The sequence below is a fragment of the Nonomuraea indica genome, assembly GCF_002850745.1.
In the GTDB taxonomy this organism is placed as follows: domain Bacteria; phylum Actinomycetota; class Actinomycetes; order Streptosporangiales; family Streptosporangiaceae; genus Nonomuraea; species Nonomuraea indica.
This window is the reverse complement of sequence record NZ_KZ559478.1, coordinates 139,869-157,683: the sequence shown is the minus strand read 5'-3', so window position 1 is coordinate 157,683 and position 17,815 is coordinate 139,869. Positions and strand designations below refer to the sequence as shown.

16 protein-coding genes are annotated in these 17,815 nt (G+C 73.3%); 12 read left to right on the top strand and 4 right to left on the bottom strand.

Annotated elements, in window-relative coordinates:
• Nucleotides 1–72: 72 nt before the first annotated feature.
• Together CXR44_RS28790 and CXR44_RS28785 are read right to left on the bottom strand one after the other, a co-directional pair.
• Nucleotides 73–1,584, bottom strand: coding sequence for an alpha/beta hydrolase (locus tag CXR44_RS28790; RefSeq protein ID WP_101789327.1), 1,512 nt, complete (start codon nt 1,582–1,584; stop codon nt 73–75).
• Between the two features lie 92 nt (nt 1,585–1,676).
• A complete protein-coding gene (locus CXR44_RS28785; protein WP_101789274.1) occupies nt 1,677–1,910 on the bottom strand; it encodes a DUF2530 domain-containing protein in 234 nt (77 codons plus the stop codon).
• A gap of 83 nt (nt 1,911–1,993) precedes the next feature.
• On the opposite strand from CXR44_RS28785, the gene CXR44_RS28780 reads away from it, so the two are divergent.
• The 4 genes from CXR44_RS28780 (at nt 1,994) to thpR (ending at nt 5,848) form a co-directional block, all read left to right on the top strand.
• Nucleotides 1,994–3,439 carry an NCS2 family permease gene (locus tag CXR44_RS28780; RefSeq protein ID WP_245899511.1) on the top strand — a complete coding sequence of 482 codons (1,446 nt, stop codon included), beginning with the start codon at nt 1,994–1,996 and terminating at the stop codon, nt 3,437–3,439.
• A gap of 116 nt (nt 3,440–3,555) precedes the next feature.
• Complete coding sequence (locus CXR44_RS28775) at nt 3,556–4,005, top strand: MarR family winged helix-turn-helix transcriptional regulator (protein WP_101789272.1); 450 nt, start codon at nt 3,556–3,558, stop codon at nt 4,003–4,005.
• A gap of 26 nt (nt 4,006–4,031) precedes the next feature.
• Nucleotides 4,032–5,255: an MFS transporter gene (locus CXR44_RS28770; protein WP_101789271.1), complete on the top strand. Its 1,224-nt coding sequence runs from the start codon at nt 4,032–4,034 to the stop codon at nt 5,253–5,255.
• 71 nt (nt 5,256–5,326) lie between these two features.
• Nucleotides 5,327–5,848: an RNA 2',3'-cyclic phosphodiesterase gene (thpR, locus tag CXR44_RS28765; protein ID WP_101789270.1), complete on the top strand. Its 522-nt coding sequence runs from the start codon at nt 5,327–5,329 to the stop codon at nt 5,846–5,848.
• Nucleotides 5,849–5,949: 101 nt separating this feature from the next.
• On the opposite strand, the gene CXR44_RS28760 is transcribed toward thpR, so the two are convergent.
• Nucleotides 5,950–6,918, bottom strand: a complete 969-nt coding sequence (locus CXR44_RS28760; RefSeq protein ID WP_101789269.1) for an aldo/keto reductase — start codon at nt 6,916–6,918, stop codon at nt 5,950–5,952.
• Between the two features lie 51 nt (nt 6,919–6,969).
• On the opposite strand from CXR44_RS28760, the gene CXR44_RS28755 reads away from it, so the two are divergent.
• Complete coding sequence (locus CXR44_RS28755; RefSeq protein WP_144070119.1) at nt 6,970–8,244, top strand: MATE family efflux transporter; 1,275 nt, start codon at nt 6,970–6,972, stop codon at nt 8,242–8,244.
• Nucleotides 8,245–8,251: 7 nt separating this feature from the next.
• Nucleotides 8,252–9,490 (top strand): PT domain-containing protein, encoded by a 1,239-nt coding sequence (locus tag CXR44_RS28750; protein ID WP_144070118.1) that lies wholly within the window; start codon nt 8,252–8,254, stop codon nt 9,488–9,490.
• A gap of 4 nt (nt 9,491–9,494) precedes the next feature.
• Here CXR44_RS28750 and CXR44_RS28740 read toward each other — a convergent pair whose 3' ends face one another.
• Nucleotides 9,495–9,866, bottom strand: coding sequence for a hypothetical protein (locus CXR44_RS28740; protein WP_101789326.1), 372 nt, complete (start codon nt 9,864–9,866; stop codon nt 9,495–9,497).
• Between the two features lie 141 nt (nt 9,867–10,007).
• Here CXR44_RS28740 and lhgO point away from each other — a divergent pair, with 141 nt between their 5' ends.
• From lhgO to CXR44_RS41220, 6 genes are all read left to right on the top strand, one after another.
• On the top strand, nt 10,008–11,198 hold the full coding sequence (lhgO, locus tag CXR44_RS28735) for an L-2-hydroxyglutarate oxidase (RefSeq protein ID WP_101789267.1): 1,191 nt from the start codon (nt 10,008–10,010) through the stop codon (nt 11,196–11,198).
• 16 nt (nt 11,199–11,214) lie between these two features.
• On the top strand, nt 11,215–11,907 hold the full coding sequence (locus tag CXR44_RS28730; protein WP_101789266.1) for a response regulator transcription factor: 693 nt from the start codon (nt 11,215–11,217) through the stop codon (nt 11,905–11,907).
• Nucleotides 11,907–13,331 carry a sensor histidine kinase gene (locus CXR44_RS28725; protein ID WP_101789265.1) on the top strand — a complete coding sequence of 475 codons (1,425 nt, stop codon included), beginning with the start codon at nt 11,907–11,909 and terminating at the stop codon, nt 13,329–13,331. The genes CXR44_RS28730 and CXR44_RS28725 overlap by 1 nt, the downstream gene beginning before the upstream one ends.
• Before the next feature lie 65 nt (nt 13,332–13,396).
• Entirely contained in the window at nt 13,397–14,053 is a 657-nt protein-coding gene (locus tag CXR44_RS28720; RefSeq protein ID WP_101789264.1) for a response regulator transcription factor, read from the top strand.
• 9 nt (nt 14,054–14,062) lie between these two features.
• Nucleotides 14,063–15,784 (top strand): GTPase family protein, encoded by a 1,722-nt coding sequence (locus tag CXR44_RS28715; protein WP_245899509.1) that lies wholly within the window; start codon nt 14,063–14,065, stop codon nt 15,782–15,784.
• Complete coding sequence (locus CXR44_RS41220) at nt 15,781–17,808, top strand: GTPase (protein WP_245899507.1); 2,028 nt, start codon at nt 15,781–15,783, stop codon at nt 17,806–17,808. The genes CXR44_RS28715 and CXR44_RS41220 overlap by 4 nt, the downstream gene beginning before the upstream one ends.
• The last annotated feature ends 7 nt before the right edge of the window (nt 17,809–17,815 follow it).

Here is a 17,815-nt window from a genome sequence, read left to right as displayed (position 1 = left end):
TCCGGTGGGTCCGGTGAACCGGGGGAGTCAGGCGGTCCGGGGTCAGGCGGTCCGGGGTCAGGCGGTCTGGGGTCAGGCGGCGGGGCAGGAGGTGTTCGCCGCCGGGACCTTGCCGCTCAGGACGTAGGCGTCGACCAGGCGCATGACGCACGAGCTGCCGCTGAGGTAGGCGCCGTGGCCCTCACCCTCGTAGGTGACCAGGACGCCGGTCTTGAGCTGCTTGTTCAGGCTGACGGCCCACTGGTACGGCGTGGCGGGGTCGCCCTTGCCGCCGATGACGACGATCGGGGCGGAGCCGGTGGCGTCGATCCTCTTGGCCTCGTCGCTGCCCTTCGCCGGCCAGGAGGAGCAGGCCGTGACGGGGCTGTCGGTGGACAGGACGGGGAAGACCTTCTCGACCTTCTCGTTGATCGCGGCGGTCTCGGCGCGGCCGGGGCGCTCGGCGCTGTCCACACAGGTGATCGCCTGCAGGCTGGTCATCATGGTGGAGTACGTGCCGTCGGGCTTGCGGCCGGTGTAGGAGTCGGCCAGCGCCAGCAGCGCGGCGCCGTCACCCTTGATCGCGGACGCGGCGGCCTGCTCCAGCATCGGCCAGGTCGCCTTGGCGTACAGCGGGGTGATGACGGCGAGCTGGCCGAGGCCGTGCGTCAGGCGGCGCGAGCCCACCTTGAGCGGCCTGGTCTTCAGCCCTTCCACCAGCTTCTCGACGTTCTCCTTCACTTCGGCGGGGGTCTTGCCGAGGTCGCAGCCCTGCGCGACGCAGCTCTTGGCGAACGCCTCGAACGAGGTCGCGAAGCCGGTGGCCTGGGTGACGGCCCGCTCCTCGAACGTGACCGTCGGGTCGTAGGCGCTGTCCAGGACGAACCTGCCGACGTTCGCCGGGAAGTGGGTGGCGTAGACGGCGCCGAGGTGCGTGCCGTACGAGAGGCCGAAGTAGTTGAGCTTGTCGTCGCCGAGCGCGACGCGCAGCCGTTCGAGGTCCTTGGCGGCGTTGACGGTGCCGACGTGCGGCAGGATCTTGCCGGAGTCCTTCTCGCAGGCGGCGGTGAACTGCCTGGCCAGCTTCTCGCCGTCGGCGCCGGAGGTGGCGGCCAGCAGGCGTTCGACCTCGCCGCCACACCTGACGCCCGCGCTGCGGTCGACGCCGCGCGGGTCGAAGCTGACGAGGTCGTAGCGGGTGCCGAGGCCGGCGAACGCCTTGGCGGCCAGGGCCAGCGTGTCGACGCCGGAGCCGCCGGGGCCGCCGAAGTTGAAGACGAGGGAGCCGAGCCGGTCGTCGGAGGTGGCCTTGACGCGGATCAGCGCCAGGTCGATCTGGTCGCCGTCAGGCTTGGCGTAGTCGAGCGGGACCTTGATCGTGCCGCACTCGACGGACGGGTCGGGGGCGGCGGGTTTGCCGTCGGGGCCGGTCAGGCCCTGGCAGGTGCTCCAGGCGACCGTGCCCGCCTCCTTCGCGGGCCGGCCGGACGACCGGTCGGTGCTCTTCGCCGCGGGCTCGGTGGCGGGCTTGGCGGGGTCTTCCGCGCTGCCGCATCCGGCGAGAGCGGTCGCGCACAGGACGAAGGTGAGCAAGGTCTTCTTCATGCCCATCAGCATGCCGGGACCACATTCGCGCAGGTAGTGGCGTGTAACAACTCTTGTCGCTGACTTCCGGGATGGGCCGGGGATGACGAATGTCACCTGTCGCCGGAAACCTCCCGCTGGGAGGCGCGCCTGCGCACGTACGCCAGGCCCATCAGGCCGAGGACCACGCCGGCGACACACGTCCAGATCCACCACGAGTTCGCCGGGGCGGGACGGACGACCAGCAGGGCGACGAGCGCGACCGCCCACAGGCCGGTGCCCACGGCGACGGTGAGCGTGTCGTTGGTCTCGATCGGCTCGGGGTCGGGGTGCCACTCCTGCTTCACGGGTCCACCCTAGCTTCCAATCAGGTCTCGATACGGTCACCAGCACTTTTGGCGTACCGTGAGGTCCCGTCTACGCTTCGCGCGTGAGTGACTTGAAGAGCAGACTCGATCGTTTCTTCGGCATCAGCGCACGTGATTCGACCTTTTCCCGTGAGATCCGGGGCGGGCTGGCCACCTTCTTCACGATGGCCTACATCGTGGTGCTGAATCCGATCATCATCGCGACGGTCCCCGACGTCCAGGGCCAGCACATCGGCGACGGCCCGGCGAACGTGCCCCTGGTGGCGGCCGGCACGGCGTTCGTGGCCGGCGTCATGACCATCCTCATGGGGGTGGTCGCCCGGGTGCCGTTCGCGATGGCGGCCGGGCTGGGCATCAACGCCTTCGTGGCCTTCAACATCGCCACGGTGATGAGCTGGGAGGCCGCCATGGGGCTGGTCTTCCTGGAGGGCGTCATCATCGCGCTGCTGGTGCTGACGGGCTTTCGGGTGGCGGTCTTCCACGCCATCCCGACCCAGCTCAAGACGGCCATCAGCGTGGGCATCGGCCTGTTCATCGCGTTGATCGGCTTCGTCGACGCCGGGTTCGTCCGGCGGGCCGCCGCCGGACCGCCGCTGCAGATGGGCCTCGGCGGCACCCTCACGTCCTGGCCGATCTTCGTGTTCGTGGCGGGTCTGCTCGTGACGGCGGCGCTGGTGGCGCGCAGGGTCAAGGGCGCGATCCTGATCGGCATCATCGGCACGACCGTGCTGGCCGTCATCGTCGAGGCGATCACCCAGGTGGGCGGCTTCACCGACAAGAACCCGGGTGGCTGGCAGCTCAACGTGCCCCGCGTGCCCGAGGCCGACGCGATCATCGGCTTCAACAACCCGCTCACGCTGTTCGCCGAGTTCGACCCCTTCGGGGCGTTCGGCCAGGTGTCGGTGACGCTGGCCGTGGTCCTCGTCTTCACGCTGCTGATCACCGACTTCTTCGACACGATGGGCACCATGGTCGGCGTCGGCCGCCAGGCCGGGCTGGTCCAGCCCGACGGGACGCTGCCGCGGACCAGGGAGATCCTGCTCGTCGACTCGGTCGGCGCGGCGGCCGGCGGCGCCGGCTCGGTGTCGTCCAACACCACCTACGTCGAGTCCGCGGCGGGCGTCGGCGAGGGCGCGCGGACCGGCCTGGCCAGCGTGGTGACCGGCCTGCTGTTCCTGGTCGCGATCGTCTTCGCGCCGCTCGTCGCGGTGGTGCCGTACGAGGCCGCCGCGCCGGCGCTCGTCGTGGTGGGCTTCCTCATGATGACGGCGATCCGGGAGATCGACTTCACCGACTATGAGGTGGCCATCCCGGCCTTCCTGACGATCGTGATCATGCCGTTCACGTACTCGATCTCCAACGGCATCGGGGCCGGGTTCATCTCCTATGTGGTCATCAAGGTGGTGCGGGGCAAGGCGCGGGAGATCCATCCCCTGCTGTGGGTGGTCACGCTGCTCTTCGTGCTCTACTTCGCGCTCGGCCCGATCAGGGCGCTGCTCGGGCTCTGACGCAGGTCGAGGCCGCCCCCTCGCGCGGGGGGCGGCCTCGGTGTATCACAAGGTGAGACGACGAGGATTTGAGGAAATATCGTGCTTTCCCATATAGTTAGCAAAGGTAATGACTCATGCTAACCAACACCCCACAGACAAGCCTGCGCAGCGACGCAGGCCTGGCATCCGCCCTGCGCGTGTCGCTGGCGCGGCTGACCAGGCGCCTACGACGACAGGCGGCGGCCCACTCGCTGACTCCCACGCAGTTCGCGACGCTCGCCGCGGTGGAACGGCATTCCGGGATAACCCCCGGCGAGTTGGCCGAGCTCGAGAAGGTGCAGCCGCCCTCGATGACGCGCGTGATCGCCGCGCTCGAGGAGCGCGGCCTGGTGTCGCGCACCCCGCACTCGACCGACCGGCGCCAGGTGACCGTGACCGTGACCGAGGCCGCCCAGAAGCTGCTGAAGGAGGAGCGACGCCGCAAGGAGGCGTGGCTGACCCAGCGGCTGAAGGAGTTGACCCCCGAGGAGCGGGCGATCCTCAGGCAGGCGGCGCCCATCCTGGAGAAGCTCAGCCGGATCTAGACGAACCCGAACAACCCAGGACCGGGATGTTCCGGTCGCTCAGGATTCGCAACTACCGCATGTTCGCGGCCGGTGGTGCCGTCTCCAACGTCGGCACCTGGCTTCAGCGCACCGCCCAGGACTGGCTGGTGCTGGAGCTCACCGGCGGCAGCGCGGCGGCCCTCGGCACGGCGACCGCGCTCCAGTTCCTCCCCATGCTGTTCTTCGGGATGTTCGGCGGCGTGCTCGCCGACCGCTACCCCAAGCGCCCCATCCTCGTCATCTCCCAGTCGCTGATGGCCGGGCTCGCGCTGACGATCGGCGTGCTGACGATGACGGGCGCCGCCCAGGTCTGGCACGTGTACGTGATGGCGTTCGTCCTCGGCCTGATCTCCTGCGTCGAGGTGCCGACCCGGCAGGCGTTCGTGGTCGAGATGGTCGGCCGGCAGGACCTGTCGAACGCGATCGCGCTCAACAGCTCGATCTTCAACCTGGCCCGCGTGGTCGGCCCGGCGATCGCCGGTGTGCTGATCCACATGCTCGGGGGCACCGGGCCGCTGTTCCTCATCAACGCGCTCACGTTCGCCGGCGTCATCTCCAGCCTGGTCTTCATGCGCGCGTCGGAGCTTCACCTGTCCGATCCGGTGCCGCGCGCCAAGGGCCAGCTCCGCGAGGGGCTGCGCTACGTGCTGGAGCGCGAGGAGCTCCTCATGCCGGTGCTGCTGATCGCGTTCGTGTCGATGTTCGCGCAGTCGTTCTCGATGTCGATCGCGCTCATGGCCCGCGAGGTCTTCCACGCGGGGGCGTCGTCGTTCGGGCTGGCGTCCAGCATGTTCGCCGTCGGCGCGCTGGGCGGGGCGCTGCTCGCCGCCCGTCGTGCCCGGCCGTCACGCAGGCTGCTCATGGCCGGCGCGATCGGGTTCGGGCTGTTCCAGGTGGCGACGGGGCTGGCCCCGTTCTACCCGGCGTACCTGCTGCTGCTGATCCCCACCGGGGTCGCGCTCATCACGGTCAACACGGCCGCGAACGCCGGCGTCCAGCTCGCCACCTCGCCCGAGATGCGGGGCCGGGTGATGGGCATCTACATGCTGGTGTTCACCGGCGGCGCCCCGATCGGCGCGCCGCTGGTCGGCTGGCTGTCCGAGCTGGGTGGGCCGCGCGCCGGGGTGATGCTCTCCGGCGTGCTCGTGCTGGCCGGCACCGGGCTGGCCGTGCTGCTGACCCGGCTGATCGGCTCCCGCGTCCGCAGGCCCATGCCGCTCGCCGCCTGATCCGACGGCGACCCCGCGCCGCCCGTCCGCCCCGTCTCGTCCCGCGCCGCCCGTCCGCGCCGCCCGCACGAGTGCTCGACGAGCTGGAGCGCGCCATCGCGCCGCACGTCGGGCAGGTGCCGGGCCTGCGCTGGCCCGAGCGCGCGACCTGGCACATCACGCTGGGCTTCTTCGGCGAGGTGCCCGAGAGCGTCCTGCCCGAGCTGGAGACGCGTCTGGCGCGGGCCGTGCGCCGGCACGAGGCCCTGGACGTGGCCTTCACCGGGTTCGGGGCGTTCTCGTCGCCGCGGCGGGCCCGCGTCTTCTGGGCCGGGCTGTCCGGCGACCCGATGACCCGGCTGGCCGACTCGGTCCGGGCGGGCGCCCGCAGGGCCGGGGCGGCGCAGACCGACGGCAAGCGCTTCCACCCGCACCTCACCCTGGCCAGGGCCAGGGCGGAGACGGACCTCCGCCCGCTGGTCGAGTCGCTGGAGTGGTTCAGCGGCTCGCCGTGGCGGGCGGAGTCCGTCCGGCTCGTACGCAGCCACCAGGGCGCCCACGTGAGGTACGAGTCACTGGCCGAATGGGCGCTCGCACCCTCCCGGCCCGATTAGGCTCCAGGGCGTGGACCGTCCTCGCTCCTGGCTGCTGCCCATCGTGCTCGGCCTCCTCCTGCTGATCGTGGTCGTCGGCGCGCTGCTGACCTGACCGGCCCTTACCAGGCGTAGTCCTCGGGCGCCGTCCGGTGTCCCGGGAAGATCTCGTCGAGCCGGGCCAGCGCCTGCTCGTCCAGCGTGACCTCCAGGGTCCGCAGGGTGCCGTCGAGCTGCTCGACCGTGCGCGGGCCGATGATCGGCGCGGTGACGGCCGGGCGCGTGAGCAGCCAGGCGAGCGCCACGTACGCCGGTTCCTCGCCCAGCTCGTCGCAGAACTTCTCGTACCGCTCGATCTTGTCGCGGTGCTTGTCGAGCTCCTTGACCATGTTCTCGGTGGCCGAGCGGCCCTTGTCGGTCTTGCGCAGCACGCCGCCGAGCAGGCCGCCGGCCAGCGGGCTCCACGGGATCACGCCGAGGCCGTAGTCGGCGCAGGCGGGCAGCACCTCCAGCTCGACCTCGCGGGTCAGCAGGTTGTAGTGGGACTGCTCGCTGACCAGGCCGAACGTCCCGCGCCGGGCCGCCGTCTCCTGCGCCTTGGCGATGTGCCAGCCCGCGAAGTTGGACGAGCCGACGTACAGGATCTTGCCCTGCTGGCGCAGCACCTCCATGGCCTCCCAGAACTCGTCGAACGGGGTGCTCCGGTCGACGTGGTGGGCCTGGTAGATGTCGATGTAGTCGGTCCGCATGCGCTTGAGCGAGGCGTCGCAGGCGCGGCGGATGTTCAGCGCGGACAGCAGGTTGTCGTTGGGCCAGTCGCCCATCGAGCCGTAGAGCTTCGTCGCGACGACGGTCTTCTCCCTGCGGCCGCCGCCCTTGGCGAACCAGTTGCCGAGGATCTTCTCGGTGATCCCCTCGCCCTGCTTCCACCCGTACACGTTGGCCGTGTCGAAGAAGTTGATGCCCAGCTCGTGAGCCCGGTCCATGATCGTGAAGGAGTCCTCCTCGCTGGTCACGGGGCCGAAGTTCATCGTGCCGAGGCAGAGCCGGCTCACCTTGAGCCCGCTGCGTCCGAGGTTCACGTAATCCATGCCTTCAGGCTAGGCACCTGGAGCGCACTCCAGGCTAGTAGGGTGACCCGGGTGATCACGGGCATTCTCCGCACGGCCCTGCCCCTGTTCCTCTCCATGGTCACCGGCATGCTCGGAACCCTGGTGGTCACCTCGGTCCTCGGCCGGCACGACACCGTCACCCTGGCCGCCTTCGCGGTCATGACGGCTGTGCTCAACCCCGCCTCCGCCGCCGTCGTCGGCGCCATGCGCGGGCTGTCGCCGTTCGTCGCGCCGCACCGCGACGATCCCGCCGCGGCCCTGCCCGTCCTGCGCGACGCGCGCTGGCTCGCCCTGCTCGTCGGTACGGCGGGCGCCCTCGCCATGCTGGCCGTGCCCGTGCTGGCCGGCGCGGCGGGCGTGCCCGGCGAGGTGGTGGCCGAGCTGGGGCCGCTGCCGTACCTGCTGGCGGTCTACCTGCTCGTGTCCGCCTCCGGCGGCGGCGCCACCACGGTGCTCGTCGCGTTCGGGCACGGTCGCCAGGTGCTCTGGTCCAGCCTGGCGGGCACGGCGGTGCTGGCCGGCTGCGCGGTCGCGCTGGTGCCGCCGCTCGGCCTGGCCGGGGCCGGCGTCGCCTGGCTGTTGTCCGCGGCGGCGAGCGTCACCGTGGCGAACCTCGCCCTGCGCCGCGTGCTCGGCGTCCGGGTCGGGCAGGGCCGGCCGCGGGTCGCCGAGATCGTCCGGCTGGGCCGGGTGAGCCTCCCGCTGGCCGCGACCGTGCTGATCAAGTTCGGCGGGCTCGGGGTCGTCACGTTCGCCGCCGGTACGACGAACACCCGCGACGCCGCCGCCCACGCCGTCCTGGGCACGCTGACCGGCCTCATCCTCGTGGCCTCCGTCTCCGTGGCGCAGGCGGCGCTGCCCGAGGTGGCGCGCGCCGCCACTCCGGCCGGGGCGCGGCGGGCCAACGGCGCCGCCGCGCTGCTCGCCCTGGCCGGAACCGGTGTCGCCGCGCTGACGCTGCTGCTCTCCGGCGACGCCGTGCCGTCGCTGTTCACCGACGACGCCGGGGTGCGCGAGCGGGTCGTCGCGCTGCTGCCGCTGATGCTGCTCGCCTCGGCGGCCGACGGGACGCAGGCCGTCCAGGGCATCGGCCTGACCGGGCTCAGGCGGTCGGCGACGAGCCTGCGCTACTTCGCCGCCGGATACGGGCTGCTCGTGCTGGCCGCGGTGCCGGTGGCCGGCACGTGGGGGATCGCGGGGCTGTGGACGGCCGTGGCGGTCGCCAACGCGTGCCTGGTCGTGCTCCAGAGCGCGGGCTTCCACCGGCACAGCGCGAGGGTCGGGCGGGCGCCGGTTGGGGCATGATGGCGGCGTGGGGGATCTTCTGCTGCGCACTCTGGCCGTGGCCTTCGTGACGTGCGCCGTCACGGCCGTCCCGGCGGTCCCGGCCGTCGCGGCGGTCACGGCCGTCCCGGCGGTGGCCGTCCCGGCTGCCACGGCGGCAAAGGGGGTCACGGCGCTCCCGGCCGTCCGGGCCCGCGCGGCCGCCGCCGACGACACCGGGGAGAAGCTTTTCACGTTCCGCGACCGGGGGATCACCGAGTCCAGCGGTCTGGCCGTGTCGCCCACCCACCCGGGCGTCTACTACACCCACAACGACTCCGCGGCCGAGCCGATGTTCTACGCGGTCGGCCAGGACGGCCGGACCAGGGCCACGTTCCGGGTGCGCGGCGCCGAGGCCCGCGACTGGGAGGCCATGGCCGCCCGCGCGGACCCGGCGACCGGGCGCGGCGTGCTGTGGTTCGCCGACATCGGCGACAACCTCGACGGCGCCTGGCCCGACATCTCGGTCTACAAGGTGATGGAGCCGCCGGCGCTGCGCGACGCGACGGTCACGGCGGTGCGCTACCGGTTCCGCTACGCGGACGGCGGACGCAACGCCGAGGGCGTCATGGTCCACCCCCGGACCGGCCGGCTCTACGTGGTCACCAAGGAGTTCGCGGGCTCGGTGTACGCCGCCCCGAAGACGCTGCGCGCCGACCGGGTCAACATCCTGCGCAAGGTCGCCGCCGCGCCGCTCATGGCCACCGACGCCGCCTACGCCCCCGACGGCTCGTCGTACGTCATCCGCACCTACTTCTCCGCCACCCTCTACAAGCCCTCCGGCGAGATCATCACCCGGGTGTCGATGCCCGAGCTGAAGCAGGCCGAGTCGATCGCGTTCACCGCCGACGGCCGGGCGCTGCTGGTGGGCAGCGAGGGGCCGGCCAGCCCGGTCTACCGGGTGCCGCTGCCGGAGGGCGCGTTCCAGGCCGGGAGGCCCGCGGACCGGCCCACCGGTCAACCCGCCGAGCGGCCGACCGAGCGGCCGACCGAGCGGCCGACCGAGCGGCCGACCGAGCGGCCGACCGAGCGGCCGACCGAGCGGCCGACCGAGCGGCCGGTCGCGCGGGAGAGCCCGCGCGAGCGGGACGGCGACGCCAAGAAGGCCGCCGGAGAGCGCGACGTGGTGGAGCAGGGCGGGCTGACCGCCCGCGACGTCATGATCCTGGTGCTGGCCGGCCTGCTGGCCACCGCCGTGATCGGATTCGTCGCCAGGCGCACCCGGTGAGGCGTCACGGGCGGCGCATGGTCGCGGTGAACATGTCGCCGCGCAGGGCGCGCTCGACCACCTCGATCGAGCGCGACAGCCGCACCAGCCGCGGCCCCTCCTGCCGGTAGGCGTCGAGCACGGCCTCGACGGCGTGCGGCGGCAGGTGCCCCTTGAGCTCGACGGCCGCGCCCCGGTAGCCGGCGCGGGCGGCCTCGACGGCCGACTGGACGTGGTGGCGGGCCATCCGGGCCAGCGCGACCGGGTGCCGCCTGAGCACCTCGTAGGCGCGGTAGTCGGGCGGCACGGCGTCGAGCAGCCAGGCCACGGCCGAGGTCTCCCAGTCGGGAACGCTGGGCGGCCGTACCTCGGCGGGCCACTCCGGCGGGACGTACATGAGGCCATCGTACTCACGTTCGATTCGGCGGCTGCCGGCCAGGCCCGGGAGCCGCACGGCACATCCGGTCAAGGACACGGTTTCGACTACATTGCGGCGGCACCGCTCCGAAAGCGGGCATGAAGTGGGCAGACTGGCGCCGTGACGGAGAAGATCGGAGTCGTCGGGGCGGGGATCGTCGGACTCGCCGTGGCCCGCGAGCTGGCCATCGCCAGGGGCGCCGAGGTGACCGTGCTCGACAAGGAGCCCCAGGTCGCGGCCCACCAGACCGGCCACAACAGCGGTGTCGTGCACGCGGGCCTCTACTATCCGCCGGGCTCGCTGAAGGCCCGGCTGTGCCGCGAGGGCGTGGCGCTGCTCAAGGACTACTGCGCGCGGCACGCCCTGCCGTACGAGGAGGTCGGCAAGCTCGTCGTGGCGAGCACCCGGGCCGAGCGGCCGCTGCTGCGCGCGCTGGCCGAGCGCGCCCGCGCCAACGGCGTGCCCGGCGTCGCCGAGCTGGACGCGCTCGGGCTGCGCGAGGTCGAGCCGCACGCCGTCGGCGTCGCCGCGGTCCACTCGCCGCACACCGCGATCACCGACTTCGTCGCGGTCGCGCGCCGGCTGGCGCTCGACGTGGCGGAACTGGGCGGGTCCGTACGGCTGGCGCACCCGGTGCGCGCCGTCCGGGAGACCGCCGGCGGCGTGGAGGTGCTGGCGGCCGGGCGGCGCCTCGCCTTCGACCGGCTGGTGGTGTGCGCCGGGCTGGGCACCGACGCTGTCGCGGCGATGGCCGGGCGGCCGGGGGACGTCAGGATCGTGCCGTTCCGCGGCGAGTACTACGCGCTGGCGGGAGCCGCCCGGGAGCTGGTGCGCGGTCTGATCTACCCGGTGCCCGACCCGCGCTACCCGTTCCTCGGCGTCCACCTCACCCGGCACATCGACGGGGAGGTCCTCGTCGGGCCGAACGCCGTGCTGGCCCTCGCCTACGAGGGCTACAGCCGGCGGAACGTCGCGAACGCCCGGCAGATCCTCGGCTGGCCGGGCACGCTGCGGATGGCCCGCCGGCACTGGCGCACCGGACTGCGCGAGGTCCACGGCTCGCTGGCCAGGAGCGCCTTCCTGCGCGCGGCCCGGCGCTACGTCCCCGAGCTCACCGCTGCCGACCTGCGCCGGGCCCCCGGAGGGGTGCGCGCGCAGGCGGTCGCCAGGGACGGCCGGCTGCTCGACGACTTCGCCGTGGACGTGCACGGCAGGGTGGTGCTCGTCCGCAACGCCCCCTCTCCGGCCGCCACGTCCAGCCTGGCCATTGCGCGGCATATCGCCGGTCTTGTTCCGGCAGTCGTCCGATGAGGGCATCCTTGAGGGAATGGAAGCGCGCCTGTTGATCGTCGAGGACGACCCGAACATCCTCGAACTCCTCGCCGCGAGCCTCAGGTTCGCGGGGTTCGACGTGACCACGGCCAAGAGCGGCCTGGACGCCGTGGCGGCCGTGCAGCGGCACCGGCCCGACCTCATCGTGCTCGACGTGATGCTGCCCGACCTCGACGGCTTCGAGATCGTCCGGCGGCTGCGCGGCGGGGGGACGCACACACCCGTCGTCTTCCTGACCGCCCGCGACGAGACCGAGGACAAGATCCGCGGGCTCACGATCGGCGGCGACGACTACGTGACCAAGCCGTTCAGCCTGGAGGAGGTGGTCGCCCGCATCCACGCGGTGCTCCGCCGTACCAGCGGGGAGGCGCCCGCCCCGCCGCCCCGGCTGACCTTCGCCGACATCGAGCTGGACGAGGAGAGCCACGAGGTGTGGCGCGGCGGCCGCGCGGTGTCGCTGTCGCCGACCGAGTTCAAGCTGCTGCGCTACTTCATGACCAACGCCGGGCGGGTGCTGTCCAAGCCGCAGATCCTCCACCACGTCTGGGACTACGACTTCCGCGGCGAGGTCGGCATCGTCGAGTCGTACGTGTCGGTGCTCCGCCGCAAGATCGACAACCGCAGCCCGCGCCTCATCCACACCCTGCGCGGGGTCGGATACGTGCTCCGCCTGCCACCGGGCGCCTGATGTCCCGGTTGCCGCTCAGGATCAAGCTGATCGCCGCCATGCTGGCGCTGCTCGCGCTGGGGCTGACCTTCATCGGCCTGGTCAGCGTCTCGGTCCTGCACGGCTACCTCATGGACCGGGTGGACACCCAGGTCAAGCTGGTCGCCGTACGGATGCACAAGAAGCTCGAGTACGACTTCCAGCGCCGCCAGAAGGGCCGCAGGACCGGCGACAAGCAGATCCTCATCGAGTCCGACACGATCGTCCTCGTCCAGGAGGAACCGGGCGGGCGGCTCACCCCGCTGCAGGTGGACCGCGACGTCGACCTCAAGTCCAAGCCGGTGCTGTCCCCCACGCCGGGCTCCGACATCTACACCGCCCCGGCGGGCGACGGCGCGGGCGAGTGGCGGGTGCTGCACGCCGCCAGCCCGCACGCCACGTACGTCGTCGCCGCCGACCTGACGGAGGTCAACGAGATCACCCGCCGGCTCGCCCTCATCGAGATGCTCGGCGGCAGCGGCATCCTGCTGATCCTCGCCGTCGTGGGCGTCACCAGCGTCCGGCACAGCCTGCGCCCGCTCGCCCAGATCGAGCGGACCGCCGAGGCCATCGCCCGGGGCGAGCTGAGCCGCCGGGTGCCCGACGGCGACCCCGGCACCGAGGTGGGGCGGCTGGCCCGGTCGCTCAACGGGATGCTCGCGCAGATCGAGGCCGCGTTCGTGGCCCGCTCGGCCTCCGAGGCGGCGGCCCGCCGGTCCGAGGACCGGATGCGGCAGTTCGTCGGCGACGCCTCCCACGAGCTGCGCACGCCGCTGACCTCCATCCGCGGCTTCGCCGAGTACGCCCGGCAGAACCCCGGCGCCGACCCCGCCGAGCTGATGCAGCGCGTGGAGAAGGCGGCCGGCCGGATGAGCCTGCTCGTGGACGACCTGCTGCTGCTCGCCCGCGTCGACCAGCAGCGCCCGCTGGCGATGCGGCCGGTGGACATGCTGGCGCTGGCCGCCGAGGCCGTGCACGACGCCCGCATCCTCGAACCCGATCGGGTCGTCAACCTCGAGGTCGTCGGCGGCGCCGCGCTCATCGTCTCCGGCGACGAGGTGCGGCTGCGCCAGGTCATCGCCAACCTGATGAGCAACGCCCTCATCCACACCGACAAGGGCACCCCGGTCACGGTCCGGGTCGGCGCCGGCCCGGACACGGTGTTCCTGGAGGTGGCCGACAAGGGACCCGGCCTCACCCCCGAACAGGCCGAGAAGGTCTTCGAGCGGTTCTACCGGGCCGACTCGGCCCGCTCGCGCCGCCGCTCCGGCGACGACCGGGGCAGCGGACTCGGCCTGGCGATCGTGGACGCCCTGGTGCGCGCCCACGACGGCACCGTGAGCCTGGACACCGTGCCGGGCGCGGGCTGCACGTTCCGGGTCGAACTCCCACTCGCTTTGGAGTGAGCCTTCAGCTTGTACTCAGGTGGCTGCGTCACGCTGGGTAGGTGACTAAACCCGAGGCGTTGATCATGGTGGTGGACGACGAGCCCAGCATCCGGGACCTGCTCTCCGCCAGCCTGCGCTTCTCCGGGTTCGAGGTGCTCACCGCCGCCGACGGGTACGAGGCCGTCGAGGTGGCCGAGCGGGCCTCGCCCGACTTGGTGGTGCTCGACGTGATGCTGCCCGACCTCGACGGGTTCGAGGTGGCCAGGCGGATCGCCGCCCCCGTGCTGTTCCTGACCGCCCGCGACGCCACCGAGGACAAGATCCACGGGCTGGGCGTGGGCGACGACTACGTGACCAAGCCGTTCAGCCTCGAAGAGGTGCAGGCCAGGATCCGCGCGGTGCTGCGCCGTACCCGTGGGGAGGGCTCGCCCGCCAGCCGGCTGCGGGTTGCCGACCTCGAGCTCGACGAGGACGCGCGCGAGGTGTGGCGGGCCGGCCGTCCGGTGCGGCTGTCACCCACCGAGTACAAGCTGCTGCACTACTTCATGGCCAACGCCGGGCGGGTGCTGTCCAAGGCGCAGATCCTCGACCACGTGTGGAACTACGACTTCGGCGGAGACGCCGGTGTGGTCGAGTCGTACGTCTCCTACCTGCGGCGCAAGGTCGACGCGAGCGAGCCCCGGCTGATCCACACGCTACGGAGTGTCGGATATGTGCTTAGGGAGCCGCCTGCGGGCTAACTACAGTGCATGGACCTGTTGGGAGCGCTGGAGGGGTTGCGCCGCCGGCTCGACGGCGAGCTGTTCCCGCTCGCCATCGGAGCGGTGGAGGACGACCGCCGCACGCACCGGGAGATCACCGGGCAGCTCGACGACTACCTCCTGCCGCGGCTGCGGGCGATCGACGCGCCGCTGCTGGCCGTGGTGGGCGGCTCCACCGGCGCGGGCAAGTCCACGCTGGTCAACTCGCTGGTCGGCGCCGACGTGACCGAGCCGGGGGTGCTGCGGCCGACCACGCTGGTGCCCACGCTGGTGGCCAGCCCGGCCGACCTCGACTGGTTCATGGGGCCCAACGTGCTGCCCGGCCTGTCCCGTACGAGCGGCGGCTCGGCCGGAGCCCTGCGCGTGGTGACCTCCGACGCGCTCGGCCCCGGCCTCGCGCTGCTCGACGCGCCCGACATCGACTCGGTCGTCACCGCCAACCGGGAGCTCGCCGCGCAGCTCCTCGCCGCCGCCGACCTGTGGCTGTTCGTCACCACCGCCTCCCGGTACGCCGACGAGGTGCCGTGGAGCTTCCTGCGCTCGGCCCGCGAGCGCAGCACGGCGCTGGCCGTGGTGCTCGACCGGGTGCCGGCCGAGGCCCTCGACCCGGTCACCCGCGACCTCGAACGCCTGCTCGTCGCCAACCGCCTCGACGGCACCCGCCTGTTCACCGTGCCGGAGGCCGTGCTGCCGTCCGAGCGGGCGCGCCTGCCCGCCGCCCTGGTCGAACCCATCACGCGGTGGCTGACCGGGCTCGCCGCCGACGCCGCCGAACGGGCCCGCGTGGTGCGGCAGACGCTGTCCGGCGCGCTCGACAGCCTGGCCGGCCGGGTGCCCGAGCTGGCCGCGGCGGTGGAGCGGCAGCGGGCCGGCTTCGACGGGCTGCGCTCCATCGTCGACCGCGCCTACGCGGGGGCGCTGGCCGACTTCGACGAGGGCATGCGCGACGGGTCGCTGCTGCGGGGCGAGGTGCTGGCCCGCTGGCAGGACTTCATCGGCACCGGCGACCTGATGCGGTCGCTGGAGAGCCGGGTGGGATGGCTGCGTGACCGGGTCGTCGGGTTCTTCACCGGGCGGCAGCCCGCGGCCGAGCTGCGTGACGCGCTGGAGAGCGGCGTCGAGACGCTGATCAGGGGAGCGGCCGACGCCGCCGCCGAGCGCTGCCTCGACGGCTGGTCGGCCGCGCCCGGCGGTCCGGGGCTGCTCGACCGCCTCGGCGCCGTGGACGCCGCCCGGCTCGGCCGGGCCTCGCCCGACCTGGCCAAGCGGGCCGAGGCGGCGGTGCGGGGCTGGCAGGAGTTCGTCCTCGACCTCGTACGTCAGGAAGGCGGGGAGCGGCGCACCACGGCGCGCGTGGCGTCCTTCGGGGTGAACGGGGCGGGGCTGCTGCTCATGCTGGCCGTCTTCGCCTCGACCGGCGGGCTGACCGGGATCGAGGTGGGCATCGCCGGGGGGACGAGCGTGCTGTCGCAGAAACTGCTGGAGGCGATCTTCGGCGACCAGGCGGTGCGGACGCTGACGGTGCGGGCCCGGGAGGATCTGCGGGAGCGGGTCCGGAGGTTGATGGACGAGGAGGCGGCGCGGTACGAGACGCTGCTGGAGGCGGTCGAGCCGCGGGCCGGCACGGCCGACGAGCTGCTGGCGGCGGCCCACTCGGTGCGCGAGCACCAGAGGGAGCTGCCGGCCGGCGCGGCTACGGAGGGGTCGTGAAGCTGCTGCGCCGCAAGGAGGGACCGTCGCTGGACTCGCGGCTGGAGGCTTTGGCGGAGGCCGTCACGCTGGCGGAGGGACGGCTGCCGGGTGAGGCGGTGACCGGCGCGCGGGCGGTGGCCGAACGCGCCGGGGCGCGCCGCGGCCTCTCGGTCGAGCACACGGTGGCGGCGCTGGCGGGGGCCACGGGGAGCGGCAAGTCGTCGCTGTTCAACGCGCTGGCGGGCAAGGACGTGGCCGCGGTGGGTGTCACCAGGCCCACGACGTCGGCGGCCCAGGCCGTGGTCTGGGAGGGCGCGGCCCGGGGCGGCGCCGACGTGGGTGGCGCGGTCGGGGACGGCGCGGCCAGGGAGGGCGCGCTTGGGGAGGGCGCGGTCGGGGAGGGCGCGGCCAGGGATGGCGCGGACGGCGGAGGCGGCGCGGGCGGGGGTGGGGGCGCGGGGCCGCTGCTCGACTGGTTGGACGTCTTCGGGCGGCATCCGGCGGCCGACGTCAGTCCCGATTTTTCCGGACTTATCCTGCTGGACCTCCCGGACCACGACTCGATCCAGCTCGCCCACCGGCTGGAGGTGGACCGGCTCGTGGAGCTGGTGGACCTGCTGGTGTGGGTGGTGGACCCGCAGAAGTACGCCGACGCGGCCCTGCACGAGCGATACCTGCGCCCGCTGGCCGCCCACCGCGACGTCATGGTCGTGGTGCTCAACCAGGTCGACCGCCTCCCGCCCGCCGCCGTGGACCGCTGCCTGCGCGACCTGCGCCGCCTCCTCGACGAGGACGGCCTGCGCGGCGTCCCCGTCCTCGCCGCCTCCGCCCGCACCGGGACCGGTCTGGACGACCTGCGGTCCCTGCTCGGAAGCCGCGTCGCGGACCGCCGTTCGTGGAGCGCCCGCCTCTCGGCCGACGTGACCACGGCCGCCGACCTGCTCGCCACCGCCTCCACCCACCCCGCGAGCCCAGCGAGCCCGGCGGGCCTGGCACGCCAGGCGGGTCCGGCAGCGGAGAACGGCCATCTCGCCCCCGCTACGGCCGAGGCGACCCGGGACGTCTCCCGCTCGTCGCGGGCCGAGGCCACGGAGGGGGCGGCCCGGGAGGGGGAGGCCGTCGAAGGGCCTTCCACGCCGCGGGCGGGGACGGCGGTCCCGGTGCTGGCGGCGGGGCGGGAGGCCGTGCGGGCGGCCCCACTGCCCGAGGCCGGGGCCGATGACGTCTCGGCGCGGCTGGGGCGGCGGCTCACGGCGGCGCTGGAGCAGGCGGCCGGAGTGCCCGTCGTGCTGGAGGCCGTGGCCAAGGGGCACCGGCACCGGGCCGTGGTGGCCACCGGCTGGCCGGTCACCCGGTGGGTGCGCCGGCTGAGGCCGGACCCGTTGCGCAGGCTCCGCATCGGCGCCGCTCCGCTCCCCGCCGGCGGCGCCGCGGAGGGGACGGGCGCGGGCCCGGACGGCCAGGCCGTCGGGCGTACCTCCGTACCTGCCGCGTCGGTCGTCCAGCAGGCGCAGGTGGACACGGCGATCAGGGACGTCGGCGACGCGGCGGCGAGCGGGATGCCGGGCCCGTGGGCGGCGGCGGTGCGGCAGGCGGCCCGCGCCCGGTCGCGCGAGCTGGCCGACGCGGTGGACCGGGCCGTCGGCGCCACCTCCTCCCGGGCCACCAGACGGCCCCGCTGGTGGAAAGCCGTCGGCGGGCTCCAGTGGATGATCTTCATGGCCATGATGGCCGGGGTGGTCTGGCTGGGGGCGCTGTTCGGGCTGGACTACCTGCAGCTGCCGGAGCCGCCGGTGCCCACCCTGGGCGAGGTGCCGTGGCCGACCGTGCTTCTCGTGGGCGGTGCGCTGGCCGGGGTGCTGCTCGCCCTGCTGGCCCGGTTCGCCGCCTGGGCGGGCGGCCGCCGCCGCGCCCGCCGGACGGCCAGGGCCCTGCGCGCGGCCATCGACGAGGTCGCCGCCGACCACGTCCTGCGGCCCGTGGAGGACGAACTCGACAGGTACGCCCGCTTCCGCGCCGCCGTGGAGCGGGCCCGCGCCTGACCCGAGG

Coding starts and splice junctions, on each gene's coding strand:
- CXR44_RS28775 (WP_101789272.1), top strand. CDS start 3,556: ATGCTAACCAACACCCCACAGACAAGCCTGCGCAGCGACGCAGGCCTG.
- CXR44_RS28770 (WP_101789271.1), top strand. CDS start 4,032: ATGTTCCGGTCGCTCAGGATTCGCAACTACCGCATGTTCGCGGCCGGT.
- CXR44_RS28715 (WP_245899509.1), top strand. CDS start 14,063: ATGGACCTGTTGGGAGCGCTGGAGGGGTTGCGCCGCCGGCTCGACGGC.
- CXR44_RS28725 (WP_101789265.1), top strand. CDS start 11,907: ATGTCCCGGTTGCCGCTCAGGATCAAGCTGATCGCCGCCATGCTGGCG.
- CXR44_RS28720 (WP_101789264.1), top strand. CDS start 13,397: ATGGTGGTGGACGACGAGCCCAGCATCCGGGACCTGCTCTCCGCCAGC.
- CXR44_RS28790 (WP_101789327.1), bottom strand. CDS start 1,584: ATGAAGAAGACCTTGCTCACCTTCGTCCTGTGCGCGACCGCTCTCGCC.
- CXR44_RS28740 (WP_101789326.1), bottom strand. CDS start 9,866: ATGTACGTCCCGCCGGAGTGGCCCGCCGAGGTACGGCCGCCCAGCGTT.
- CXR44_RS28730 (WP_101789266.1), top strand. CDS start 11,215: ATGGAAGCGCGCCTGTTGATCGTCGAGGACGACCCGAACATCCTCGAA.
- CXR44_RS28760 (WP_101789269.1), bottom strand. CDS start 6,918: ATGGATTACGTGAACCTCGGACGCAGCGGGCTCAAGGTGAGCCGGCTC.